At 63.2% G+C, this 24,015-nt stretch carries 26 protein-coding genes and 1 pseudogene; 19 read left to right on the top strand and 8 right to left on the bottom strand.

The window, feature by feature from the left end; translation table 11 throughout:
* Window positions 1-8 precede the first annotated feature (8 nt).
* From RHIZ70P_RS16115 to RHIZ70P_RS16085, 7 genes are all read left to right on the top strand, one after another.
* Window positions 9-1,910 (top strand): potassium transporter Kup, encoded by a 1,902-nt coding sequence (locus RHIZ70P_RS16115; protein ID WP_115671504.1) that lies wholly within the window; start codon window positions 9-11, stop codon window positions 1,908-1,910.
* Between the two features lie 168 nt (window positions 1,911-2,078).
* Complete coding sequence (locus RHIZ70P_RS16110; protein WP_115671503.1) at window positions 2,079-3,233, top strand: cell wall hydrolase; 1,155 nt, start codon at window positions 2,079-2,081, stop codon at window positions 3,231-3,233.
* 271 nt (window positions 3,234-3,504) lie between these two features.
* Entirely contained in the window at window positions 3,505-3,867 is a 363-nt protein-coding gene (locus tag RHIZ70P_RS16105) for an AtpZ/AtpI family protein (RefSeq protein ID WP_115671592.1), read from the top strand.
* Window positions 3,868-3,936: 69 nt separating this feature from the next.
* Window positions 3,937-4,689: a F0F1 ATP synthase subunit A gene (locus RHIZ70P_RS16100; protein WP_115671502.1), complete on the top strand. Its 753-nt coding sequence runs from the start codon at window positions 3,937-3,939 to the stop codon at window positions 4,687-4,689.
* Window positions 4,690-4,758: 69 nt separating this feature from the next.
* Window positions 4,759-4,986 (top strand): F0F1 ATP synthase subunit C, encoded by a 228-nt coding sequence (locus RHIZ70P_RS16095; RefSeq protein WP_006466154.1) that lies wholly within the window; start codon window positions 4,759-4,761, stop codon window positions 4,984-4,986.
* 81 nt (window positions 4,987-5,067) lie between these two features.
* Window positions 5,068-5,727: a F0F1 ATP synthase subunit B gene (locus RHIZ70P_RS16090; RefSeq protein ID WP_115671501.1), complete on the top strand. Its 660-nt coding sequence runs from the start codon at window positions 5,068-5,070 to the stop codon at window positions 5,725-5,727.
* A 2-nt stretch (window positions 5,728-5,729) separates the two neighbouring features.
* Window positions 5,730-6,215 carry a F0F1 ATP synthase subunit B gene (locus tag RHIZ70P_RS16085; RefSeq protein ID WP_115671500.1) on the top strand — a complete coding sequence of 162 codons (486 nt, stop codon included), beginning with the start codon at window positions 5,730-5,732 and terminating at the stop codon, window positions 6,213-6,215.
* A 239-nt stretch (window positions 6,216-6,454) separates the two neighbouring features.
* Here RHIZ70P_RS16085 and RHIZ70P_RS16080 read toward each other — a convergent pair whose 3' ends face one another.
* The gene (locus RHIZ70P_RS16080) at window positions 6,455-7,126 is read right to left on the bottom strand and encodes a ribonuclease HII (protein ID WP_115671499.1); all 672 of its coding nucleotides are present in this window, start codon (window positions 7,124-7,126) and stop codon (window positions 6,455-6,457) included.
* Window positions 7,127-7,365: 239 nt separating this feature from the next.
* A complete protein-coding gene (locus tag RHIZ70P_RS16075) occupies window positions 7,366-8,523 on the bottom strand; it encodes a PA0069 family radical SAM protein (protein WP_115671498.1) in 1,158 nt (385 codons plus the stop codon).
* Between the two features lie 130 nt (window positions 8,524-8,653).
* Here RHIZ70P_RS16075 and RHIZ70P_RS16070 point away from each other — a divergent pair, with 130 nt between their 5' ends.
* Entirely contained in the window at window positions 8,654-9,175 is a 522-nt protein-coding gene (locus RHIZ70P_RS16070) for a glycosyl transferase (protein WP_115671497.1), read from the top strand.
* 75 nt (window positions 9,176-9,250) lie between these two features.
* On the opposite strand, the gene RHIZ70P_RS16065 is transcribed toward RHIZ70P_RS16070, so the two are convergent.
* The 3 genes and pseudogenes from RHIZ70P_RS16065 to RHIZ70P_RS16055 all read right to left on the bottom strand — a co-directional run bounded on the left by RHIZ70P_RS16065 (window position 9,251) and on the right by RHIZ70P_RS16055 (window position 13,296).
* Window positions 9,251-10,141, bottom strand: a complete 891-nt coding sequence (locus RHIZ70P_RS16065) for a 4-(cytidine 5'-diphospho)-2-C-methyl-D-erythritol kinase (protein ID WP_115671496.1) — start codon at window positions 10,139-10,141, stop codon at window positions 9,251-9,253.
* Window positions 10,142-10,353: 212 nt separating this feature from the next.
* Window positions 10,354-12,156, bottom strand: a pseudogene (locus RHIZ70P_RS16060) (tetratricopeptide repeat protein); the annotation flags it as partial.
* A 123-nt stretch (window positions 12,157-12,279) separates the two neighbouring features.
* Window positions 12,280-13,296, bottom strand: coding sequence for a polyprenyl synthetase family protein (locus tag RHIZ70P_RS16055; protein ID WP_115671494.1), 1,017 nt, complete (start codon window positions 13,294-13,296; stop codon window positions 12,280-12,282).
* A gap of 107 nt (window positions 13,297-13,403) precedes the next feature.
* Between RHIZ70P_RS16055 and RHIZ70P_RS16050 the strand changes: the two genes are divergently transcribed.
* Both RHIZ70P_RS16050 and RHIZ70P_RS16045 read left to right on the top strand, forming a co-directional pair.
* Entirely contained in the window at window positions 13,404-13,634 is a 231-nt protein-coding gene (locus RHIZ70P_RS16050; RefSeq protein ID WP_115671493.1) for a DUF2007 domain-containing protein, read from the top strand.
* A gap of 3 nt (window positions 13,635-13,637) precedes the next feature.
* Window positions 13,638-14,423, top strand: a complete 786-nt coding sequence (locus RHIZ70P_RS16045) for a tRNA1(Val) (adenine(37)-N6)-methyltransferase (RefSeq protein WP_235842251.1) — start codon at window positions 13,638-13,640, stop codon at window positions 14,421-14,423.
* A gap of 19 nt (window positions 14,424-14,442) precedes the next feature.
* On the opposite strand, the gene RHIZ70P_RS16040 is transcribed toward RHIZ70P_RS16045, so the two are convergent.
* Window positions 14,443-15,789 carry an Nramp family divalent metal transporter gene (locus RHIZ70P_RS16040; RefSeq protein WP_115671492.1) on the bottom strand — a complete coding sequence of 449 codons (1,347 nt, stop codon included), beginning with the start codon at window positions 15,787-15,789 and terminating at the stop codon, window positions 14,443-14,445.
* A 176-nt stretch (window positions 15,790-15,965) separates the two neighbouring features.
* Here RHIZ70P_RS16040 and RHIZ70P_RS16035 point away from each other — a divergent pair, with 176 nt between their 5' ends.
* From RHIZ70P_RS16035 to RHIZ70P_RS16020, 4 genes are all read left to right on the top strand, one after another.
* On the top strand, window positions 15,966-16,832 hold the full coding sequence (locus RHIZ70P_RS16035; RefSeq protein WP_115671491.1) for a S49 family peptidase: 867 nt from the start codon (window positions 15,966-15,968) through the stop codon (window positions 16,830-16,832).
* Between the two features lie 14 nt (window positions 16,833-16,846).
* Window positions 16,847-17,038: a hypothetical protein gene (locus RHIZ70P_RS16030; protein ID WP_115671490.1), complete on the top strand. Its 192-nt coding sequence runs from the start codon at window positions 16,847-16,849 to the stop codon at window positions 17,036-17,038.
* A gap of 63 nt (window positions 17,039-17,101) precedes the next feature.
* Complete coding sequence (locus RHIZ70P_RS16025) at window positions 17,102-17,338, top strand: AbrB/MazE/SpoVT family DNA-binding domain-containing protein (protein WP_115671489.1); 237 nt, start codon at window positions 17,102-17,104, stop codon at window positions 17,336-17,338.
* Window positions 17,335-17,733 carry a PIN domain-containing protein gene (locus tag RHIZ70P_RS16020; protein WP_115671488.1) on the top strand — a complete coding sequence of 133 codons (399 nt, stop codon included), beginning with the start codon at window positions 17,335-17,337 and terminating at the stop codon, window positions 17,731-17,733. The genes RHIZ70P_RS16025 and RHIZ70P_RS16020 overlap by 4 nt, the downstream gene beginning before the upstream one ends.
* Before the next feature lie 29 nt (window positions 17,734-17,762).
* Here the strand turns inward: RHIZ70P_RS16020 and RHIZ70P_RS16015 are convergent, their stop codons facing one another.
* Both RHIZ70P_RS16015 and RHIZ70P_RS16010 read right to left on the bottom strand, forming a co-directional pair.
* A complete protein-coding gene (locus RHIZ70P_RS16015; protein WP_115671487.1) occupies window positions 17,763-18,077 on the bottom strand; it encodes a type II toxin-antitoxin system RelE/ParE family toxin in 315 nt (104 codons plus the stop codon).
* A gap of 2 nt (window positions 18,078-18,079) precedes the next feature.
* The gene (locus RHIZ70P_RS16010) at window positions 18,080-18,355 is read right to left on the bottom strand and encodes a hypothetical protein (RefSeq protein WP_115671486.1); all 276 of its coding nucleotides are present in this window, start codon (window positions 18,353-18,355) and stop codon (window positions 18,080-18,082) included.
* 181 nt (window positions 18,356-18,536) lie between these two features.
* Here RHIZ70P_RS16010 and RHIZ70P_RS16005 point away from each other — a divergent pair, with 181 nt between their 5' ends.
* The 5 genes from RHIZ70P_RS16005 to RHIZ70P_RS15985 all read left to right on the top strand — a co-directional run.
* Entirely contained in the window at window positions 18,537-19,469 is a 933-nt protein-coding gene (locus RHIZ70P_RS16005) for a glycine--tRNA ligase subunit alpha (protein WP_115671590.1), read from the top strand.
* Window positions 19,466-20,203, top strand: a complete 738-nt coding sequence (locus RHIZ70P_RS16000; RefSeq protein WP_115671485.1) for a DUF4328 domain-containing protein — start codon at window positions 19,466-19,468, stop codon at window positions 20,201-20,203. Before RHIZ70P_RS16005 ends, RHIZ70P_RS16000 begins: the two co-directional genes overlap by 4 nt.
* 68 nt (window positions 20,204-20,271) lie before the next feature.
* A complete protein-coding gene (locus RHIZ70P_RS15995; protein ID WP_115671484.1) occupies window positions 20,272-20,823 on the top strand; it encodes a LemA family protein in 552 nt (183 codons plus the stop codon).
* Between the two features lie 34 nt (window positions 20,824-20,857).
* Entirely contained in the window at window positions 20,858-22,114 is a 1,257-nt protein-coding gene (aroA, locus tag RHIZ70P_RS15990; protein WP_115671483.1) for a 3-phosphoshikimate 1-carboxyvinyltransferase, read from the top strand.
* A gap of 5 nt (window positions 22,115-22,119) precedes the next feature.
* Window positions 22,120-24,015: DUF2207 domain-containing protein (locus tag RHIZ70P_RS15985; protein WP_147294010.1), on the top strand; the 1,896-nt coding region annotated here is incomplete at its 3' end.

The following is a 24,015-nucleotide window of genomic DNA, read 5'->3' as shown; positions in this document are numbered from 1 at the left end:
GGTGCCCCATGACCCAAGAAATCAGCGAAGTACCGGCAGCCCCGAAGGACTTCCGCACTCTGTTCTGGCTCGGCCTCGGCTCGGTCGGCGTCGTCTATGGCGATATCGGCACGAGCCCGCTTTACGCCTTCCGCGAAGCGCTGAAGCCGATCGCCGAAGGGGGCATAGAACGCGAGGAGATCATCGGCCTGATCTCGCTCATCATCTGGACGCTCACCATCATCGTGACGCTCAAATACGTGCTCTTCCTGCTCAGGGCCGACAACGACGGTGAAGGCGGAACGCTATCGCTTCTGGCGCTTCTGTCGAAGAAGGTCGGGGGTCATGGCTCTGTGCTGATGATCCTCGGGCTTGTCGGTGCCGCGCTGTTCCTCGGGGATTCGATGATTACCCCGGCCCTCTCCGTTCTCTCGGCGGTCGAAGGCTTGAAGCTAGTGACGCCCGACCTCGAGCGCTTCATCGTGCCGATTTCCGCCGGCATCCTGATCGGAATCTTCGCGGTCCAGTCGCACGGAACGGGCGCCGTCGCCAAGTTCTTCGGACCGATCACGGCCGTATGGTTCGCGGTCATGGCCATCGGCGGCATCGTCCATATCGCCGACGACTTCGGCATCCTTGCCGCCTTCAATCCGTGGCATGCGGTGACCTTCCTGCTGCGCGAGGGCTTCCTCGGCATCGTCGTGCTCGGCGCCGTCTTCCTGACCGTGACCGGGGCGGAGGCGCTCTATGCCGACCTCGGTCATTTCGGCCGCAGGCCGATCCAGTGGGCGTGGTTCGTGCTGGTCTTTCCAGCCCTGGTGCTCAATTATCTCGGGCAGGGCGCCCTGGTGATGAAGCATCCGGAAGCCGCGTCCGATCCGTTTTTCCTGATGTTTCCGGAATGGGCGCTGCTGCCGGTCGTCATCCTGGCGACGGCCGCCACCATCATCGCCAGCCAGGCGGTGATCACCGGTGCCTTCTCGCTGGTGCGCCAGGCGATCCATCTCGGCTTCCTGCCGCGCATGCAGATCCTCTTCACCTCGGAAACCCATACTGGGCAGATATACCTGCCGACGGTCAATGCGCTCCTGCTTCTGGGTGTCCTCGCGCTTGTCGTTCTGTTCCAGAGTTCCGAGGCACTGGCGACCGCCTATGGCATTTCGGTGACGGGGGCGATGGTGGTGACCACCATCATGGCCTTCCGCTTCGTTCGCACCCGGTGGAACTGGAGCGCCACGACGTCGGTCGTCCTTCTGCTGCCGCTTTTCGTCCTCGAACTCGTCTTCCTCGGCGCCAACATGCTCAAGGTGCAAGACGGCGGCTATGTGCCGGTCCTGTTCGCCGGCGGCTTCACCGTCGTGATGTGGACCTGGCGCCGCGGCACGGCGATCCTGTTTGCCAAGACCCGCCATGCCGACGTGCCACTTGGCTCGTTCATCGCCTCGATCGAGAAGAAGAGCGAGCACGCGCCCGTCAGCGTTGCCGGAACGGCGATCTTCCTCACCAGCGATCCGCAGACCGCACCGGCGGCGCTTTTGCACAATCTCAAGCACAACCACGTCATCCACGAGCGCAATATCATCCTCACCATCAAGACGGTGAACCGGCCAAGGGCGACCGAGGAGGAGCGCTTCCTCGTGGAGCAGTTGTCCGAACGCTTCTCGCGCGTCGAGATCCGCTTCGGTTTCATGGAAAACCAGAATGTCTCCAAGGCGCTGGCCAACCTGCGGCGCGGCGGCCTGAAGTTCGACATCATGTCGACCTCCTTCTATCTCGGCCGCCGCAAGCTGGTTCCGGATGCGAAATCCGGCATGCCCTACTGGCAGGATCGCCTCTACATCACGCTCGCCAACACCGCGACCGACCCGTCGGACTATTTCCGCCTGCCGGCCAATCGCGTGGTCGAACTGGGCTCTCACGTCATTATCTAGCGGCATTGCCCCGCAATGATCCGAAAGCCGCCGTGTCCCGGCGGCTTTTTTGTGCCCGCCGCGTCACGCTCCGCACGCCCATTAACCAAGCATCAAGGTTAATGCCGGATATTTCTCTAATATAGCCGTGGTAACGTATGGAGTACCGGTTTGCGTTCGAGAAGCCGTTTGCTGAAGCTGTCCGCCGCCCGTGTGGAGAAGTGGACTTCGCCCGTGGTCTTTGGCCTCGTGTCATGGCTTGCCTTTCCGTCGATCGCCGCCCAGGCCGACCTCGCTGGGCTGATTACCGGCACCGACCGGGGCAGCAGCAACTGGCGCATGGTGCTGACCACATCGCCAGTCGGGTCCATCCATCAGGCGCAACTCGCCTTTGCCGACAATCAGGCCTCGTCCGCGCTCAACAAGGACAGCGGCATACTGCTTCCCGACGGCCGCAAGATCGCCTTTGACGGCGGCAAGACCGAAGCCGACCCGCTGCCGGACGAAGACCGGGTGACCCGCAGCCTGAAGAAGGGGAGGGTGATCGCCGTCGAGGCGATGCAGCCGCCCAAGGCATTCACCGCTGGTTCTGTCCTGAAGCGCACATCCTCTCTCTTGAGTCCGAAGAAGAAAGCCACCGAGCTGACCGCTTTCGTCCGTTCCAAGGCCAAGCCGGTCGAACTCGCAGCCTTCTATTTCAAGAAGCAGGAACCGGCGGCCGACATCGGCGTGCCGCCCATGCTCGCCTCGCTCGTCACCAACCGCCAGGCCGACGTGCTGGCGACCGCCTATGCACCGCCCGAACCGGATTTCGCCAGCGTCTCGCCGTTCGACGCCGTTTTGACGAAGAAGCCGGATGCGGGCCGCTTCGTGCCGAAGATCGGGCCGCAAGACCACACCTGGGCAGCCAGCGTCCTGCCGCCTTCGGTGTTCTCCGCCAGCGAGCAGCAGTGCCTGGCGTCCGGCATCTACTTCGAAGCGCGCGGCGAATCGGTCAAGGGCCAGGCGGCAGTCGCCCAGGTCATCCTCAACCGTGTCCGCAATCCGGCCTATCCTGCGACAATCTGCGGCGTCGTCTACCAGAACGAGGATTGGCGCAACCGCTGCCAGTTCTCCTTCGCCTGCGACAACATCAAGGACCGGGTGAACTCCCAGCATCATTGGAAGGTCGCCCGCGAAGTGGCGCTTGCCGTCACTGCCGGCAAGATCTGGCTGAAGGAAGTGGGCTCCTCCACGCATTATCATGCCGTCTACGTCCGTCCGGGCTGGGCCCGCACGATGAAGAAGGTCGGCCGGATCGGCCTGCATGTCTTCTATCGCACCTATGGCGGCGGCTGGAGCTGATCCCCAGCCAAAAGACCGCATTGCCTGCGACCATTGGCGGGGTTTTGCCGCCAAGTGTCTCCCCAGAATCGGCAGTTTCAACTTAAGTCTATGATTTTCCCCGGTTAATTTGTGGTGAAACTTGCCCTTGGTATGCCTTGACTATAGGGGCTCTCAAAATTATGGTGCGCGCGACTTCAAGACGGGCTGGAAGGGTTCCAATCCTGCCGTATCTACATTGCTGTCGGGCCGGATCGGTCCGGAGAAACGCAGAACGGTTGAGGAGGCGATCATGACGGAGAACCGCAAAGAGGGTCTGGAAGAGCGTCGCAGGCGCCTGGCTGCCGAACTGGCGGTCAAGGGTGTCGAGACGAGGGGCGAGAAGGCCGCCGACGAGCGGGCCGAGCAAAACCGCAAGGGTTATGCACAGGCCATGAAGCTGTCGAGCGAATTCATCTCCGCCATCGTCGTCGGTGCGATCCTGGGCTATCTTTTCGACCGTTTTGTCGGTACTGCGCCCTGGGGCATGATCGTGCTTCTCTTGCTCGGGTTCTGTGCCGGTGTATTGAACGTGCTGAGGGCTGCGGGCAAGGTGGCTTCGCCCCACCCGGCGGACCGCGGCACGGAAGCGGAGAATGAGCGCGACGCCGGCTGATCAGGGCTGCGACGTGCGAAACAGTCAGAACGCCCCCATGGGCGGGCTAAAAGCGAAAGAGACCAGACGGTGGCAAACGATCCGACTCATCAGTTCCAGATCCAGAAGATTGTTCCGATCGAGATCGGCGGGGTTGATTTTTCGTTCACCAATGCTTCGCTGTTCATGGTCGCGACGGTCGCCTGCGCGTCCGCCTTCCTCTATTTCTCCACCTCGAGCCGCGGTCTGATCCCGACCCGCGCCCAGTCGGTCGCCGAGATGTCCTATGAGTTCATTGCCTCGATGCTGCGCGAAGGCGCCGGCAGCCATGGCATGAAGTTCTTCCCCATGGTCTTCTCGTTGTTCATGTTCGTGCTGACCGCCAACCTGCTCGGCATGGTGCCCTACTTCTTCACCATCACCAGCCAGATCATCGTCACCTTCGCGCTGGCGATCTTCGTCATCGGCACCGTTCTGGTCTACGGCTTCCTCAAGCACGGTTTCGGCTTTCTCAAGCTGTTCGTGCCCTCGGGCGTGCCGGCGGCGCTGCTCTTGCTCGTCGTGCCGATCGAAGTGATTTCCTTCCTGTCGCGCCCGATTTCGCTTTCCATTCGTCTGTTCGCCAACATGCTGGCCGGACACATCACGCTCAAGGTGTTCGCGGGCTTCGTCGCCTCGCTTGGAACCATGGGCGCGCTGGGCATTGGCGGCGCCATTCTGCCCCTGATCATGACCGTCGCTCTGACGGGTCTCGAGTTCCTCGTCGCCTTCCTGCAGGCTTATGTCTTCGCGGTACTGACTTGCATGTACCTCAACGACGCCATACACCCGGGCGGGCACTAAGGATCACCGACATTGACGCCATTCGGTGTCAGTCATCTGCCGCAACAAACATCTCGAAGGAGTTCATTCATGGAAGCGGAAGCAGCAAAGTACATCGGCGCAGGTTTGGCTTGCTTTGGCATGGCCGGCACGGCTCTGGGCCTCGGCAACATCTTCGGCAACTACCTGTCCGGCGCACTGCGCAACCCGTCTGCCGCTGACAGCCAGTTCGGCCGTCTGGTATTCGGCTTCGCCGTTACGGAAGCTCTGGGCATCTTCTCGCTGCTCATCGCTCTCCTCCTCCTGTTCGCCGTCTGATATCGGCCAGGTTTCTGGGTCACGGCGCGCCCCTGAGGCGGCCGTGATCCTTCGCATTTGAGAATACACCTGGAGGTGAGCATGTTCGTGACCCCCGCCTATGCGCAGGAAACCCCGGCGCCGGGCCAGACTCCCGCCGAAGCAGCCCCTGCACAGGGCCAGGTTCATACGGAAGAAGCACCCGCACACGGCGAAGTTCATACCGAGACCGGCGTTGCCCAAGACGCGGGGCATGGCGGTGGCGTTTTCCCGCCGTTCGACCAGTCGACCTACGCCTCCCAGCTCCTGTGGCTGGTGATCACGTTCGGTCTTTTCTACGTGCTCATGCAGAAGGTCATCGTGCCGCGCGTCGGTGGCATCCTGGAAAACCGGCACGACCGGATTGCCCAGGATCTCGACGAGGCCGCCCGGCTGAAGGGCGAAGCCGATACCGCGATTGAAACATACGAGCGCGAGCTTGCCGCTGCCAGGGCCAAGGCCGGGCAGATCGCTGCAACCGCGCGCGACAGCGCCAAGGCCAAGGCCGACGCCGAGCGGACCGCCATCGAAGCGGAACTTGCCGGCAAGGTCGCCGCCGCCGAGGCACGCATCGCCGAGATCAAGGCGAAGGCCTTTGCCGAGGTCGACACCATCGCCGTCGATACGGTCGGCTCCATCGTCGAGCAGTTGATCGGCACCAAGGCGACAGCCGCCGACATCAAGGCCGCCGTCAGCGGCGCCGCCGCAAAGCAGGGGGCTTGAACATGCAGTTCGACGCAACATTCTTCGCCTTCGTCGGTCTGGTCCTGTTCCTGGCCCTGGTCGTCTATCTCAAGGTTCCGGGCATGATGGCGAAGTCGCTTGACGCCCGCGCCGACAAGATCCGTGACGAGCTGGCCGAAGCCAAGCGCCTGCGCGAGGAAGCCCAGCACGTCCTGGCCGAATACCAGCGCAAGCGTAAGGAAGCTGAAGCCGAAGCCGCCAGCATCGTCGCCGCCGCTGAACGCGAGGCGGCCATGCTGACGGCGGAAGCCAAGCAGAAGACCGAGGAGTTCGTGGCGCGCCGCAATGCGCTCTCCGAGCAGAAGATCAAGCAGGCCGAAACGGAAGCCGTCAACGCCGTGCGCTCGGCAGCCGTCGACCTGGCGATCGCCGCAGCCGAAGCGGTGCTGGCCAAGAAGACCGATGCGGCCGTTCAGGACAACTTGTTCAAGGGCGCCGTTGGCGAGGTCAAGGCACGCCTCAACTGAGCTTGTCGAAAATTCTGAGTTGGAAGGAGCCGGGTGAAGACGCCCGGCTTTTTCTTTGCTTGTGCCCGGCGAGCAAAGGCCGGTTTGGTCAGGATAACCCGCCAGTGGGCGTGACTACCGGAACAATTGTTTCCCAGATGGTGGCGACAATTCTGTGATTCGACGGCGTCGGTCTCGACCGTCCCTGGCCGGATCGCATCGCGTCGGATCGGGTCCGGCCCGGCCCGGCCCGGCCCGGCCTATTCGCAGATCTCCTCGCCATCGCTGCGCAAGGGGCTGAAGCTCATCCGGTGAAGAAGGCAGGGCCCGTGGATCGCGATCGCTGTGCGGTGGCGCTCGGTGCCGTAACCGGCATGGCTGTCGAACCCGTAAACGGGAAAGGAAAGCCCGGCACGCGCCATCATCCGGTCGCGGGTCACCTTGGCGATGATCGAGGCGGCGGCGATCGATAGCGAGCGCGAATCGCCCTTGACCACGGCCTTGCCCGGGCAGATCAGTCCATCCGGCACATCGCGGCCGTCGGCGAGCACATGCAGCGGCGAAAGCGCAAGCCCGGCCACGGCCCGACGCATGGCGTCGAGGCTCGCCTTGCGAATATCGTGCGCATCGATGTGGCGGGGCGATGACGAGGCGATCGAAACGGTGGCCACGGCGAGGATCTCCTCGAACAGGCGCTCCCGGTGCGCCGCGGTCAGCTTCTTCGAATCATTGAGGCCGGCGGGAATATTGCCCTCGTCCAGAATGACCGCCGCCGCCACGACCGGGCCGGCGAGCGGTCCTCGCCCAGCCTCGTCCGTGCCGGCCACCGGAAACCAGCCGCGCCGCGCCGCCAGTCTCTCGAACTCGAAATCGGGTCCGGCGGGCAGGTCGGCGAAAAAACTCGGAGAATCGGGTGGCGTGCGAGATTTCATGCGGCAGAAATCGCACGCGCACCCGATCTCCTGCAAGTCCCCGGCATCGACGGCGCGCAGGGGAAGCGAACCGCCGAAGCGGCAGCCAGGGACTCTTCTTCCGGCACGAGGCGGCGGACCGCACCGGAAAAGGCGAGGGGGCGGCGAAGCGCCCCATAAGGCGCGAGCGAGAAACAAGGCCGCCCGCAAAAATAATCACCGATCGGAAGCGCGCACCCGGCGCCGCATCCCGATGGCTGTCACAGCAGCGACAACTGCACGCCGCTGCCGTCCGGCGGCACGAACAGGTCGTCACGCAGATGCATGCCGCGGCGAACCATGCCGAGGCGCTTGGTCGTCATCTCGAATCGTCGGCTGATCTGCCAGGCATAGGGACCGGCGCCCTTCATCCGCTTGCCGAATTCCGCGTCATAGTCCTTGCCGCCACGCATAGAGCGCACCAGCGACATGACGTGGCGATAGCGGTCCGGATAGTGCTGCAGCAGCCAATCACGGAACAACGGACTGACTTCCAGAGGCAGGCGCAGCAGCACGTAACCCGCCTCGTTGGCTCCGGCCGCCTTGGCCGAATCCAGGATGCGCTCGATCTCATGGTCGTTGAGCGCCGGAATGACCGGAGCCACCAGAACGCCGGTCGGCACCCCGGCGCCCGAAAGCGCCCTGATCGCCTCCAGCCGCCTGGATGGGGTCGAGGCGCGCGGCTCCATGCTGCGGGCGAGCTTGCGGTCGAGCGTGGTGACCGAGATCGCCACCTTGGCCAGGCCGCGCGATGCCATCGAGGACAGGATGTCGAGGTCCCGCAGGATCAGCGCCGACTTGGTGACGACCGCCACAGGATGATTGGCCTTGTTCAAAACCTCGAGGATCTGCCGCATGATGCGCCATTCCCGCTCGATCGGCTGGTAGGGGTCGGTATTGGTGCCGATGGCGATGGTGCGCGGCTTGTAGCCCGGCTTGGCGAGCTCCCGTTCCAGAAGCTTCGGCGCATCCGGCTTGGCGAACAGCTTGGCCTCGAAGTCCAGACCGGCGGACAGCCCCATATAGCTGTGGGTCGGTCGTGCGAAGCAATAGATGCAGCCGTGCTCGCAGCCGCGATAGGGATTGATCGAGCGGTCGAACGGAATGTCGGGCGATTCGTTGCGGGTGATGACGGTGCGCGGCCGCTCGACCTGCACCTCGGTGCGGAAGGGCGGCATGTCTTCCAGGCTTTCCCATCCGTCGTCGAAGGCGACGCGCTCATGCGGCTCGAAACGGCCGGACGGGTTCATCCCCGCACCGCGTCCGCGCCGCCGGTCGACCTCGATCCGCAGACCCGAGGCGGCGACCACTGCATCGGCAATATCGGCCGTATTGGCAGGCTGGAAGGCAGCCTGCGCCACAAGGGACAGCTCGTTCATGTTTGCTCCTCGCGGGGTGGATATCCCCGGTTCGATGATTAAATTCCTACCGTGGAAAAGAGAACAATGCAAGAACAAAATGCGGAACGAGCCGGTGGCAATCGTTTGTGCAATGCGATAAGGATGAGCAATGTTGACAGTGATGATGGAATGCAGGGATCAGGAGCCGGAGCTTGCCCATACGCTCTCAGCCCTGGTGGCCGGCGCGGTGGAGGGCCTGGTGAGCGACGTGGTCGTACTCGATCACGGTTCGTCGGATGGATCTTCGCGTGTCGCGGACGCGGCCGGCTGCCGCTTCTATACGCAATGGGACATCAGGGATGTGCTGGGCGCGGCGCGCGGCGACTGGCTGCTCCTGGTCCAGCCCGGGGCACGGCCGCTCAGCGGCTGGATCGACGCGATCGGGGAATATGTCAGCGTCCACACGTCGGCGGCCCGTCTTTCCCCGTCGCGCGCCCACAGGCGGCCCTTCCTTCAACGGATCGGCAGAGCCAAGCCACCGCTGGAGGACGGCCTGCTGCTTCCCAAGCGCCAGGCCATCGCCCTTGTAAAGCAGGGCATGCGGCTGGACCAGTTGGTTCCCGGGCAAAAGCCGCGACGGCTGTCCTGCGAGATCGTGCCGGCCTGGGTCGCACGGCAAGCCCGGGTTTGACGCTGCAAGGCATCGCCGCCGCACTCATGGTCGCAACGCTTGCCGCGCGGTGGTGAGTCCGCCTGTCTATGCCGTTCAGCCGCCTTGGGTTTCGCTCGCCTGGACATACCAGTCGGGGCGCCGCCGGGCGAGTTCGCCCGCGGCCGCGCTGGCCGCTTCTACATCATCGAAAATGCCGAAGCAGGTGGCGCCCGATCCGGACATCCGCACCAGCCGGGCGCCGACGTCGCGCAGCTGGTCGGAGATTTCCGCGATTTCGGGCAGCAGCGCGCGGGCCGGAGGCTCCAGATCGTTGCGCAGCCGGGAAAGGAAGGCGAGCCACTCGCTCGGCGCGGCGGAACGCGGCAGCGTGCCGATCGGCGGATGATCCTTGTGCGTCAGGCGGCGGAATATGTCCGGGGTCGATACCGCCTTCAGCGGATTGGCGAGCACGAGGGGAAAGCGTGGCATGGTGTCCAGCCTGTCGATCTGCTCGCCGATGCCGCGCGCCCTGAGCGGCCGGCTTTCCAGGCACATCGGCACGTCGGCCCCGAGCTTGAGCCCGGTCGTGGAAAGTGTGTCTGAAGAGAGGGTGCCTCCCCAGAAACGCAGGAGGCCGCGAAGGGTCGCTGCCGCGTCGGCAGATCCGCCACCAATCCCCGAAGCGACGGGCAGGTTCTTTTCCAGTGTGATGGCAACCGGTCCGGCTGCCTGGCCCCCGGCCTCGAGCGCTTGCCGCAGCAGGTCGCGGGCCTTCACGATGAGATTGCCGTCCTTGCCCTCGGCTTCGGCCGAAAGCAGCGGGCCGAAGCGGCCGCCAAGGTTGAACGAATCCCGTTCCGCTGCTGAAAAAGTCAGCCGGTCGCCATGGCCGGCAAAGGCGACGATGCTGTCGAGCAGATGGTATCCATCGGCCCGCTGCCCGGTGACGTGCAGCGCCAGGTTGATCTTCGCCGGCGCCGCCTCGATCATCGTCTCGCCCGACATGGCATTCAGTCGCCCACCGTCGGCATCTTCAACTGCTGGCCGGGAAAGATCCGGTCGGGATTGCGCTTCAGGCTCGGATTGGCATTGATCAGGTCGATGAAGCGCTGGCCGTCGCCGAAGGCCTCCGTGGCGATGTTCCACAGCGAATCGCCGGACTTGACGGTATAGCTGTCGCCGTCGGCGGCCGCGGCGGCCGTTCCCTTTTCCGCATCGGTCATCACCGGCGGCTTGGCCGCCTCTCCGCCCTTTGCGGCGACTTCCGGTGCCGTCTCCGGCAGGCCATCCTTGAGCTTGGCCTCGATCTTCGGGATTTCCGCCAGGTCCGGCTTGGAGATCAGCGCCCGCTTCCATTGATAGGTGGCTTCCAGCTTGCGCCCGACGCGCCAATAGGCGTCGCCCAGATGGTCGTTGATGGTCGCATCGCCGGCCCTGAGCTCGATCGCCCGTTCCAGTTCCCGCACCGCTTCGTCGAACCGGCCGAGGCGGTAATAGGCCCAGCCGAGCGAATCGACGATGTAGCCGTCGTCCGGGCGAAGCTCGACAGCCTTGCGGATCATGTCGAGGCCTTCCTCGAGGTTGCGGTTCATGTCGACCCAGGAATAGCCGAGATAGTTGAGAACCTGCGGCTGGTCCGGATTGAGCTCCAGCGCCTTGCGGAAATTCGGCTCCGCCTGGTCCCATTTCTTCAGCCGCTCATAGGCAATGCCGCGCTGGAAGAAAATCGACCAATAGCCCTTGGCCGGGTTCGGGCCGATGACCTCGACGGCCTTGTCGTAGTTCGCCGCCATGGCGGGATAGTCCTTGGCATCCGAGAGCACGCTGCCATAGGCGAGATAGCTGCGGATGTCGGACGGATCGGAATCGATCAGCGACTTGAGGTGCTGGCGTGCCTCGTCGACCTTGCCCGTCTGGGCCAGCGTAAGTCCCAGCTGCAACTCGGAAAGACGTCGCATCGGCGACGTGGGCGGTACCTGGCTGTAGAACTGGATGGCACGCTCCGTCTGCTTGGCATTTTCGGCAATGCCTCCGAGCAGGATCAGCGTGTCGGCGCTCGTCGGGTCCAGCGCGCGGGCAAGTTGCAGATAGAGCATGACCGTGTCTTCCGCGCCATCGCGGTTGAGCGCGCCGCCGATCGAGAACAAGACGCCGGCCGCGCCCTGGGCGGCCGTTGCCGCAAGCAGTTCCGGCTTGTCCCCGGCGTTAATCCGTTCGCGCAGCGCCTTGAACGGGGCAAAATTGGAGATCATTTCGTCGCCGAGCGAAATCGCGTCGAGCGCCTTCTGCTTGTTGCCCTCGCGGGCCTCGAGCGTGGCGAGCGAAATGACGGCGCGGGTAAAGGTGTCGGGTGCGGTCGCTGCCCCGGACTTGTCGGTCAGGACGTCGGAGAAATTGCGCCGGGCGGCATCGGCGTCGCCGATCATCGCCGCGATGGCGCCGGCATTGTAGTGCTTAAAGATCCCGTACCAGTCCGGGCCTTCGAGTCCCTCGACAAGGGCCAGCGCTTCCTTGCCCTGACCGGCGCCCGCCTTGGTCCAGGCGACGAGAAGCTGGTTCATCAGCCGGTCGAGATCATTTGGACCACTGTAGTTGAGGATCTTCTCGGCTCCGGCGAAATCGCCCTTGCGCATCGCTTCCAGAGCGCGGGCGACCGCGGTGACACGTTCGACGGCTTCGTCGCTCTTCAGCTCCTCGGCCAGAGCCACGCCCTCGTCGAAATCGCCGTTCATGAACAGCGCGATCATCAGTCTTTCCTGAATGTCGAGTTCATTGGGCGAGTAGGACAGCGCCTTCTTGTAGAGCGCAATGGCATTCTCGTAGTCGCGGTCGGCATCGGCCGTGCGTGCGGCCAGCAAGGCTCCGGAAAAACTGTCTACGCTTTCGATGTCGAAGCTCTCAACTTGCGCGGGCTTCGCCTCATCGGCGGTCTGGGCATGTACGAGGCTGGTGGGAAGAACGCCAACCAGGAAGGCGAGCGCCGTACCGGCGAGCAGACGGATGGCAAGTCTTTGCCGCATGAAAGAGCCTTTCAAGAATCGATGACCAGCCGCCACGGGCTGTTGATACCCCAGAATGCGGGAATGTAACCTGCACAGAATGGCTTTTTTGAAGCAGCCTCGCAAGGAGACACCCCGCCAGTCTCAGTTCACGCGGGCGATGCAGAAGTCGATGACGTCCATCAGTGCCGACTTCCATTCCGTCTCCGGCAGGGGTGCCAGTGCGTCACGTGCGATGGTGCCATAGTGCAGGGCGCGGGCGATCGTATCGTTGAGCGCCCCGTATTTGGTGATGAGCCCCAGCGCCTTTTCCAGCCGCGCATCGTCGTTCTGTCCCTGCTCGATCGCATCGCGCCAGAATTCACGCTCCTCCTTGGTGCCGCGCCGATAGGCGAGAATGACGGGAAGGGTGATCTTGCCCTCGCGGAAATCGTCGCCGACATTCTTGCCGAGATCGGCCGCCTTGCCGCCGTAGTCGAGCGCGTCGTCCACCAGCTGGAACGCCAGCCCAAGGTTCATGCCGTAGGATTTCAGCGCATTGCGGCCGGCCTTGTCGGCACCGGCGATGATCGGCCCGACTTCGGCCGCCGCGGCAAACAGCGCTGCGGTCTTGGCGCGGATGACCGAAAGATAGTCGTCCTCAGTCGTCTCCATGTTCTTGGCGACCGAAAGCTGCAGCACTTCGCCCTCGGCGATCACCGAGGCGGCGGCCGAGAGCACGTCGAGCGCTTCCAGCGATCCGACCTCGACCATCATGCGGAAGGCCTGGCCGAGCAGGAAGTCACCGACCAGGACGCTCGCCTGATTGCCCCAGATCATCCGGGCGGTCGACTTGCCGCGCCGAAGATCGCTCTCGTCGACCACGTCGTCGTGCAGCAGGGTTGCCGTGTGCATGAACTCGACGCTGGTGGCGAGCTTCACATCGCCCTCGCCGCGATAGTTAAACAGCGCCGCCGAGGCGAGCGTCAGCATCGGGCGAAGCCGCTTGCCGCCGGACGAGATCAGGTGATTGGCCACTTCCGGGATCATCTGCACGTCGGAGCCGGCCTTCGACAGGATGAGCTGGTTGACCCTTTCCATGCCCGGCTTGGTCAGGTCCACCAGAGGCTGGATGGATGCCTGTTTGTTTTTGCTTTCCTCAAGCGGTATGACTACGCCCAACGCACCGGACTCCTATTGCATTCTCGGCGCGACAATAAAAAGCGGTCGCATGATGGGCAAGCCCGAATCGGCCGCCTAGGCCTTTTTAGCGAGGGTTTTGAGGCGCAATGCACGAGATTATCCGCACCAACGATGCCGTTCTCCTGTCCTTCGCCCAAAGCCTGATGAAAGACGCCGGGATTTCCTGCATGATCGCTGATCAGGCGATGAGCATTCTCGAAGGCTCGCTCGGCATGCTGCCGCGCCGTCTGCTGGTCGAGAGCGACCGGGCTGAGGAGGCACGCCGCATCCTCACCGACGCGGGCCTGGGCGACGAACTCCGCGATATCGAGGACTGATGCGTGCCCGCCGCCGATCCCGTCATTGAAACCGTCGACGCCTTTCACCGTGGCCGCTTCCACCTGGTTCAGCCCAAGGGCAGGGGGCATCGCGCAGGCATGGATGCCATGTTGCTGGCCTCGCTGGTCGACGCCACGGGCCGCGTCCGTGTCGCAGATCTCGGCGCCGGCGCCGGCGCCGCCGGCCTGGCGGTTGCCGCCCGGCTGGAAAAGGCCGAAGTCACCCTGGTCGAGCGCTCGCCCGAGATGATCGCCTATGCGGCCAAAAGCCTGGCGCTTGAGGAAAATGCAGCACTTGCGCGGCGCGTATCCCTTGTCGAGGCGGACGTCACATTGGCGGGCAGGGCCCGTGTCGCCGCCGGCCTTGCCGACGATGTCTTCGACCATGTGATCATGAATCCGCCCTTCAACGACGCCGGTGATCGCAGGACCCCCGATGCGCTGAAGGCCGAGGCCCATGCAATGACCGAAGGGCTGTTCGACAGCTGGATCCGCACGGCCGGCGCCATCATGGTGCCCGGTGGGCAATTGTCGCTTATCGCTCGCCCGCAATCGATCGGAGAGATCATCGATGCCTGCGGCCGCCGCTTCGGCGGGCTGGAACTGACGCCGGTCTATCCGCGGGCGGGCGAGAATGCGGTGCGCATCCTGGTGACGGCGATCAAGGGCTCGCGCGCAAGGCTCAACCTCCGTTCCCCGCTGCTGATGCACGACGATCCGGAAAGCCACAAGTTCTCGGCTTTCGTCGATGATCTGAATAACGGCCGCCTTGCCTATCGACGGAAGTAGCCTGGTGCCTCTTTGTGCTTCATGCCGGGATGAAGTCTATGACGAGTTTCATGTTGAGCAGGATGATGACGAGGGCGATCAATGTGGCCAGGCCGGACAGCCAGCGAGGCGACACCAGTGCGCCCATCTTTGGGCGGCTGGCGGTCATCGTCACCAGAGGGATGACGGCGAAGGGCAGTTGAAGGCTGAGAACGACCTGGCTGAGGATCAGCAACTCGGCGGTCCCTCTCTCGCCAAACCAGATCGTGACGATGGCAGCTGGAATGATGGCAAGCCCGCGCGTGATGAGCCGCCGGATCCACGGACTGACCCGCAGGTTGACGAAGCCTTCCATGACGATCTGCCCCGCCAGCGTCGCCGTCGCCGTCGAATTCAGGCCGCTGCACAGGAGTGCCACGCCGAACAGTATCGGCGCCGCCGTGCTGCCGAGCAAAGGCGAAAGCAGCGCATGCGCATCGCCTAGCTCGGCGACACTCTGATGGCCGCTTCCATGGAAGGCAGCGGCGGCGAGGATGAGGATCGAGGCGTTGACCAGAAAAGCGAAGAACAAGGCCAGAGTGGAATCGAAGGTCGCGAAGGTGAGCGCCTCGCGCTTGGCCTTGACGCTGGAGTGAATCTGCCGGGTCTGGACGATGCCCGAATGAAGGTAGAGATTGTGGGGCATGACCGTCGCACCGATGATGCCTATAGCGATATAGAGCATTTCGGGGTCCAGGAAGATCTGGGTTGACGGCAGGAAGCCTGTAGCGACGCCGTCCCAGTCGGGACCTGCGAGCATAAGCTGGATGGCAAAGCTTGCCGCGATGATGACGGTCAGCGTGATCACGAAGGCCTCGACCCACCGGAAACCAAGGCGCTGCAACAAGAGGATTATGAAAACATCCGCCGCCGTGATGAGGACGCCGATCTCGAGCGGGATGCCGAAGATCAACTGTATGCCGATCGCGGTACCGATCACTTCGGCGATGTCAGTGGCGACGATGGCGATCTCCGCCAGCAGCCAGAGAACAATGCTGACCGGTCTTGGATAGGCATCGCGGCAGGCCTGCGCGAGGTCTCGTCCCGAGGCGATCGCAAGCCGTGCGGCCAGGGACTGCAGGAGAATGGCCATGACGCTTGAGATCAGGATGGTGACCAGAAGGGCGTAGCCGAAACGCGAGCCGCCAGCGAGCGAGGTGGCCCAATTGCCGGGATCCATGTAGCCGACGGCGACAAGATAGCCCGGCCCCAGGAAGGCGATTGCGCGGCGCCAGTAGGGGCTGCTGGTCTTGGCCGATATTGACGCATGCACGTCCGACAGGCTCGGCTCCCCGCGCTCGCTGGTCCAGCCGGGAAGGTTCTTGTTTTCGTCCTGCGCGTCAACCATGGCCGTTCTTGCCGCTCCAGTTTTTTAATGCGAATAACTCGCAAGAAGGCTATGCGCTATTGCGCTGCAGCGCAAGGGTATGAGGCCGCCACTACATGCGGATCTGCGTCAGGCCATTGAGTTTGCGCGCGCAATACATACATCAGCGTTCCAGGAAGATGCAGCAGGAGATGTGAATGGCCGGTGTTCTCAAGCGTTTGGTACCGAAGCGGTTCCGCGATGACGGACTGGTGATCCCGGTCGTGCGCCTGCACGGCGCGATCATGAGCGGCGGCAGCCGTTTCAAGCAGCAGCTCAATCTGGCAAGCGTCGCACCGGCACTGGAGAAGGCATTTTCAAAGAAGGACAGCCCCGCCGTCGTGTTGTCGATCAATTCGCCTGGCGGCTCCCCGGTACAGTCGCGGATGATTTTCGACCGCATCCGGGCGTTGGCCGAGGAAAAGAACAAGCGGGTTCTGGTCTTCGTCGAGGATGTTGCGGCTTCCGGCGGTTACATGATCGCCTTGGCGGGAGACGAAATCTTCGCCGATGCCACCTCGATCGTCGGCTCGATCGGCGTCGTCTCCGGCGGCTTCGGCTTTCCAGAACTCTTGAAGAAGATCGGCGTCGAGCGTCGCGTCTATACTGCCGGCGAGAACAAGGTGATCCTTGATCCGTTCCAGCCGGAGAAGGAAAGCGACATCGACTATCTGAAGTCGCTGCAGGTCGAGATCCATGAGATCTTCATCGACATGGTGAAGTCCCGTCGCGGCAGCGCGCTGGCGGACAATGCGGACATTTTTTCCGGCCTGTTCTGGACCGGCCGACGCGGGCTCGAACTCGGCCTCGTCGACAGTCTTGGCGACATGCGCGCGGAGATCAAGAAGCGCTATGGCGGCGATGCCAAGCTGGAACTGGTCTCGGGCGCCAAGGATTTCTTCGGACGCAAGCTGCCCGGCGTCGGCGCAAAAGGCGCCGGCATGGAGCAGGTGGCAGCAGCCGCCGTGTCGGGGCTTGCCGAGACGCTGGAAGAAAAGGCATTGTGGAGCCGTTACGGGCTCTGACAGCGTGAGGAAACATGTCGCGGATCATCTTTTTCGTAATTCTGATCGGCGGCGCCTATTTCCTCTATCGTCGCTTCGTGTCCGATGCCGAGAAGCTTCAGGCAAAATCAAAGGCCGCCGAGAAGGAGCGCCAGACCGGCGCCATGGGAACGCTGGTCAAGGACGAGGTGACCGGCGAGTATCGGGTGAAGCGCGAGGAGGAGTGAGGGTCTCCTTGCCGGGCAGGCTGCAATGATATACATTCTTCTCGGTGTATCCTGGAGGTTTTCATGCAGGTCGCAAAATGGGGCAACAGCCTCGCCATCCGCATACCGACGGCAGTCGCCGAAGCTCTCGATCTGAAGGTCGGCGATGAGATCAATGTTCGTGTGAGCGATGACAGGACATTCGACATTGAACGCGATGACAGCCGCGAGCAGGCGATGGCGCGGATCCGGGCTTCGAAAATCAAGCTCCCAACTGATTGGAAATTTGATCGCGAAGCGGCCAACGAGCGGTGGAAATGACGCCGCCGCTCGTCGACACCAACGTCTTGATTTATGCCTTCATTGATGACCCGCGCTCCCTCCTGGCGCAGGAATGTCTCGCGAAGCCGTTCATCCTCTCGACGCAAGCACTGAACGAGTTCAGCAATGTTGCGCTTCGGAAACTGGGTATGACGGCCGCCGAGGTGCGTTCGGCGATCCGTGATATTTGCCTCCTCGCGGAGGAGGTACTTTCTCTGGACCCTGATACGCACGGCCTTGCACTGGATCTCGTCGAGCGATATCGCCTCTCTTTCTACGACAGTCTCATGCTGGCAGCGGCCTGTCGGGCCGGTTGCGACATTCTCCTCACTGAGGACATGCAGCATGGCTTGACCATCGATCATGGTCCGCAGGTCGTCAATCCGTTCGTCTGAGAAGGGCAGAGCGGGAGCGAGTGCGGCTCCTAATCCCGCTCTGCCACACGGCTTGACCAGTCGGCTCCGGCATAGGTGATAGCAATAATCAACACGGTTCGGCGTTCGTCATCGACGGTGAAGCAGATGACGCCCTTGCCGGCGGCGGGGATGGCGCGCAGATTTGGACGAATGTCGTGGCGCAAAGTGCCGATGTGGGGAAAATCTTCGAACTGACTGATCGTTTGTCTGAACTCGGCCATCTTGCGTCGAGATACGTCATATCCAGCATACTCGCCGACCAGACGTGTAATCTCCATCAGGTCGCGTCGCACAAGAGGGTGACGATCGACCTTGTAGCGCACAGCTAACCCTTGGCGAGCTTTGTGTGAATATAGGCTTCGATATCGTCGAACATCGTGTCGTCCTCCATCGAAATCCACTGGTCGCGGGGCAGTTGCATCCGGCGATTGATCTCGTCGGCGATCGACGAAACCGGATCCTGTTCGCTCCCGGCGGCCATCATCTGCTCGAGGCCGGCCTCGATCACGCTGGAGATCGTAGGATACTGTCCTTCGGCCACCAGTTTCTCAGCGTAGCGCAAATGGTCTTCCGAGAGGGCAATCGTGGTCTTGATGGTCATGAGGTTCTCCCGCGGCAGGGATTAAATTAGCATCTGTCCCTGCGGCAGACAATGTCGCGGCAGAGGCGCATCCTTCACCCATGACTTGACCGTCCGCCCCTGCCGTGGCACCAGACGGACCATCCTCGAAGACAAGTTCCGGACGACAGATCCCATGACCGAGACCAGCCTCGCCCCGCATATGGACCCCAAGCGCTCGTTCCAGGCCCTGATCCTGACGCTGCACAACTACTGGGCCGACAAGGGCTGCGCGGTTCTCCAGCCCTATGACATGGAAGTCGGCGCCGGCACCTTCCATCCTGCAACCACCCTGCGCGCGCTCGGCCCCAAGCCGTGGAAGGCCGCTTATGTGCAGCCGTCCCGCCGCCCGTCCGATGGCCGCTACGGTGAAAACCCGAACCGCCTTCAGCATTATTACCAGTATCAGGTCATCCTGAAGCCGAACCCGTCGAACCTTCAGGAACTCTATCTCGGCTCGCTCGCCGCGATCGGCCTCGACCCGCTGCTGCACGATATCCGCTTCGTCGAGGACGACTGGGAAAGCCCGACGCTGGGCGCCTGGGGCCTTGGCTGGGAGTGCTGGTGCGACGGCATGGAAGTCTCGCAGTTCACCTACTTCCAGCAGGTTTGCGGCATCGAATGCTCGCCGGTCGCAGGCGAGCTGACCTATGGCCTCGAGCGGCTGGCCATGTATGTCCAGGGCGTCGACAACGTCTACGACCTCAACTTCAACGGCCGCGAGGGCGAGGAGAAGATCTCCTATGGCGAGGTCTTCCTGCAGGCCGAGCAGGAATATTCGCGGCACAATTTCGAATTCGCCAATACCGAAATGCTGCACCGGCATTTCATCGACGCCGAGAAGGAATGCCAGGCGCTGCTTTCCGCCGGCGCTCCTGGCGAGAACGACAACCAGCGCCTGCACAAATGCGTCTTCCCGGCCTATGACCAGTGCATCAAGGCCTCCCACGTCTTCAACCTCTTGGACGCCCGCGGCGTCATTTCCGTCACCGAGCGGCAGAGCTATATCCTGCGTGTCCGCACCCTGGCCAAGGCCTGCGGCGAAGCCTTCCTGCTGACCGATGCCGGCGGGGTAAATTTCGGCAAGGCCGCATGAGCCAAAGCCGGATCATTCCGGCGAAGTCCCTGGCCGGCGGCCTGGCATGGGCTCGCCGCGCCTGGACCGTGACGGCCTGCGCGAGCGGCGCCATGCTGGCCCTGACGGCAGGGTTCTATCTCTATCTCGCCTTCGTCAGCTATGTGGTCGAAAAGACCGGCTCCGCCTTCCGTACCGGTGCCGAGAGCCCGCTCTTCCAGATGGTGCTCGCCGTCTCGGGCCCCTTCGACCTCTGCCTGGCCGTGCTCCAGCTCCTCACCATCCTGTTCTTCCTGCGCTGGATCTGGCTCTCCGTGAAGCTGGCGCGTGCCATACGGCGGGACAGTGTCCGCTATACTCCTTGGGTGGCAGTCCTGGGCTTCCTCGTGCCGATCGCCAATCTGTGGATGACGATCTATACCCTCAAGGACATCGAGGCGTTTTCCGCCGGCCAGGAGGAGCGGCCTCCCCCGGCCTTTCCATGGTATCCGACCGGCATGGTCCTCTCCGGCGTGCTTGTCCTTGGCCTTTGGCGGATCGTCAGCGCCGCGCCGCTCGATGGCTTCTCCGATCCGGCCGCCAGCCAGAGGCTGATGCAGATCGCAGCGTTCGGCGCTATCGCCCATCTGGTCCTGTTGATGCTGACCCATGCGTATATGCATCTGGTCTTGCCCGGACAGGAACTCGCATTGCGCGAACTTGCCGAAGCCGAGGGGCCGACATCACCCTCCGAGGAAGGTACTGCGGCCCCATGATCCGCTGATGACTTTCCTTAAGCGAACGCCTAAGGTCCGACTATTCTCGCATCGGCCGGAGCATTGCCATGTATATCACCCTTGCTGTTCTCGTTATCGTCGCCCTCTATGCCGTGATGGTCTACAATGGCCTGGTCAAATCCCGGCAGATGACCGAGGAAGCCTGGTCGGGCATTGACGTGCAGTTGAAGCGCCGCGCCGACCTCATTCCCAACCTGATCGAGACGGTAAAGGGCTATGCCGCCCACGAGAAATCGACCTTCGAGGAAGTGGTCGAACTGAGGAACCGCGCTCAGGCCGTGCCGGCTGGCGACGTGGCAGGACGTGCCGCGGCCGAAGGGCTTCTCGGCCAGGCACTCGGCAGGATCGTCGCGCTCGCCGAAGCCTATCCGGAACTCCAGGCCAACGAGAACTTCATGGAACTGCATCGTTCGCTCGATACGATCGAAGGCGAGATCCAGATGTCGCGCCGATACTACAACGGTGCCGCCCGCGACTTGAACGTCAAGGTCGACAGCTTCCCGTCCAACCTGGTCGCCAGTCAGTTCGGATTTTCCAAGGCCGGCTATTTCGAGATCGCCAACGACGCCGATCGTGCGGTCCCGACGGTGAAATTCTAAGCGCGGTCACCTTCCGGCCGCTTCGAGACACAGCATGAAAACCGAAAAACTGACCATCCTTCCGCCGGGCCGTCCGCTTTCCGGGCGCGTAAGCCCGCCCGGGTCCAAATCGATCACCAATCGCGCCCTGCTGCTGGCGGGTCTGGCCAAAGGCACGAGCCGGCTGACCGGTGCGCTGAAAAGCGACGACACCCGCTATATGGCGGAAGCGCTCCGGGCCATGGGCGTGTCGGTCGATGAACCCGACGCAACGACGTTCGTGGTGACAAGTTCCGGAGAACTGACGGCCCCGGCCGCGCCGCTGTTTCTCGGCAATGCCGGGACCGCAACGCGCTTCCTCACCGCCGCCCTTGCCCTCGGTCACGGCCGCTATGTGGTGGACGGCGACGAGCATATGCGCAAGCGGCCGATCAAGCCGCTGGTCGAGGCCCTGCAATCGCTCGGCGTGACGATCGAGGCGCCGACCGGCTGCCCGCCGGTGACCATCGATGCGACGGGCGCGTTCAAGAGCAACCGGGTCGTCATCGATGCCGGTCTCTCCAGCCAATATGTCTCGGCGCTGCAGATGGCCGCAGCCTGCGGGTCGGAGCCCTTCACGATCGAGCTTGCCGGCGCCGATATCGGCGCGCGCGGCTATATCGACCTGACGCTCGCCGCGATGCGGGCCTTCGGCGCCAAGGTGTCGCAGCCGACGGCCGCCTCCTGGCAGATCGAGCCCACTGGCTACACCGCGACCGACTTCCACATCGAGCCCGACGCCTCGGCCGCCACCTATCTCTGGGGCGCCGAGGTCCTGACCGGCGGCTCGATCGACATCGGCACGCCCTCCGACCAGTTCACCCAGCCGGATGCCAAGGCCCACGACGTCATCGCCGCTTTCCCGCACATGCCGGCCGTCATCGACGGCTCGCAGATGCAGGACGCCATCCCGACGATCGCCGTGCTCGCCGCCTTCAACGAGACGCCGGTGCGTTTCGTTGGCATTGCCAATCTGCGCGTCAAGGAATGCGACCGAATCCGAGCGCTGTCGACGGGGCTGAACAATATCCGCCCCGGCCTTGCGGTCGAGGAGGGCGATGACCTGATCGTCCATTCAGATCCCTCGCTTGCCGGCCAGAGCCTTGCCGCCGAGATCGACTCGTTCGCCGATCATCGCATCGCCATGAGCTTTGCGCTTGCTGGCCTCATGATTCACGACATCACCATTCTCGACCCCGGCTGCGTCGCCAAGACCTATCCCGGCTATTGGGATGCGCTGGCTTCGCTCGGTGTCCGGTTCAGCCAAGGATAGCCCTCATGAACAAGATGCTCGGCCTCCTGACAGCAGTCCTCGGGTTCCTGGCTGTAGCCGGGCAGTCTTTCGCAGCCGAGGTCATCCGCGACTATCATGCCGATATTCTGGTTGCACCCGATGCGACGCTCACCGTGACCGAGACCATCACGGTCCGCGCCGAGGGCCAGGAGATCAAGCGCGGCATCTTCCGCGACTTTCCGCTTTACGCCGAAGATGCGGAAGGTCGCCGCGTCGAGGTCGATTTCGATCTCGTTTCGGTCGAGCGTGACGGCGAGCCCGAGGACTACCATACCGAGAGCATTTCAGGCGGCATTCGCATCTATGCCGGTTCCGCCGACGTCCTGCTCGATCCGGGTGACTACACTTATACCATCACCTATAAGACCGGCCGGCAGATCCGCTATTTCGACGACCATGACGAACTCTACTGGAACGTCACCGGCAATGGCTGGCGGTTCCCGATCCTCGAGGCCTCCGCCAATGTTGTCCTGCCGAATGGCGTAAGACCGACCCAGACGGCCTACTATACCGGCTATCAGGGCTCGACGGAAACCAATGCCCGTTATCAGCAGACACCTGACGGAGCTTATTTCGAGACGACCGAGCGGCTCGGCATCGGCAACGGCTTGACCATCGTTGTCGGCCTGCCGAAGGGCGCCGTTTCTGCCCCGTCGAGCGAGCAGACCAGCTGGTGGTGGCTGCGCGACAACATCAACTCCATTTTAGGGCTTGGCGGCCTCGGCCTCGTCTTCCTCTACTACCTGCGCTCCTGGATCGCGGTCGGCCGCGACCCGGAAGCGGGCGTCATGGTGCCACGCTGGGATGCGCCCGACGGCATCTCGCCGGCGCTGGTCAATTATATCGACAACAAGGGCTTTTCCGGCGAGGGCTGGACGGCGCTGTCAGCCTCGCTGATCGATCTCGCGGTGAAGGGCTATGTCGTGCTCGACGATCTCGAACGATCGATCATCGTTCAGCGCACGGAAAAGCCGGTGCGCGGCAAGCTGCCCGCCGGGCAGGCGAGCCTGATCGCTTCACTTGGGGCCCCCGGCGACAGCCTCACCATCGACAAGGCGAACGGCAAGCGGGTCCAGTCGGTCGGAACCAAGTTCCGCAAGGCGATCGAGAAGGAACATCGCGGCAAGTACTATCAGGCCAATACCGGTTATATCTTCGGCGGTGTCGCGCTCAGCATCGCCTCGCTCGCCGCCCTGCTGATCTTCGGCTCGCTGACCGAAGACACGATCGGCCTGATGTTCGCCCCGATCATGATCGGCATCTTTCTCGCGATCTTCGCCGTCCGGCTCGGCAAGGGCGCGCGGCGGGGTGCGCCGCTGGTCGTACGCATCATCTCGATCATCGGCCTGGCGATCATCGGTTTCGTCGCGCTCGGCATGGCGGCCTTCACGCTTCTGGCGATCTTCATCGACTTTTCCGAGATCCATCAATTGCCGGCGCTGGTCGGCGTCGGCGGCATCGTGCTGCTCAACGGGTTGTTCTTCGTCCTGATGGGCGCGCCGACCCCGGTCGGGCGCAAGCTGATGGACGGCATCGAGGGGCTGCGCACCTACCTGACGCTCGCCGAAAAGGACCGGCTCAACATGCAGGGCGCGCCGAAGATGTCGCCGCAGCATTTCGAGACATTGCTGCCCTATGCGGTCGCGCTCGGCGTGGAAAAACCCTGGACGCGCACCTTCGAGACCTGGCTCGCCTCGGCCGCCGCGGGCGCGGCTGCCGCCAGCTACCAGCCGGCCTGGTATCACGGCAGCCATCCCGGCGATTTCGGTGGCCGCATCGGCGGCTTCTCGAGCTCCATGGCCTCGACCATCGCCTCCACCATCCCCGAGCCGCCCAAGAGCTCGTCCTCCGGCTTCTCCTCCGGCGGCGGTTTCTCCGGC

Source organism: Paenirhizobium selenitireducens ATCC BAA-1503, assembly GCF_900492185.1.
GTDB lineage: Bacteria > Pseudomonadota > Alphaproteobacteria > Rhizobiales > Rhizobiaceae > Allorhizobium > Allorhizobium selenitireducens_A.
This window is presented reverse-complemented; position numbering and strand designations above follow the sequence as displayed.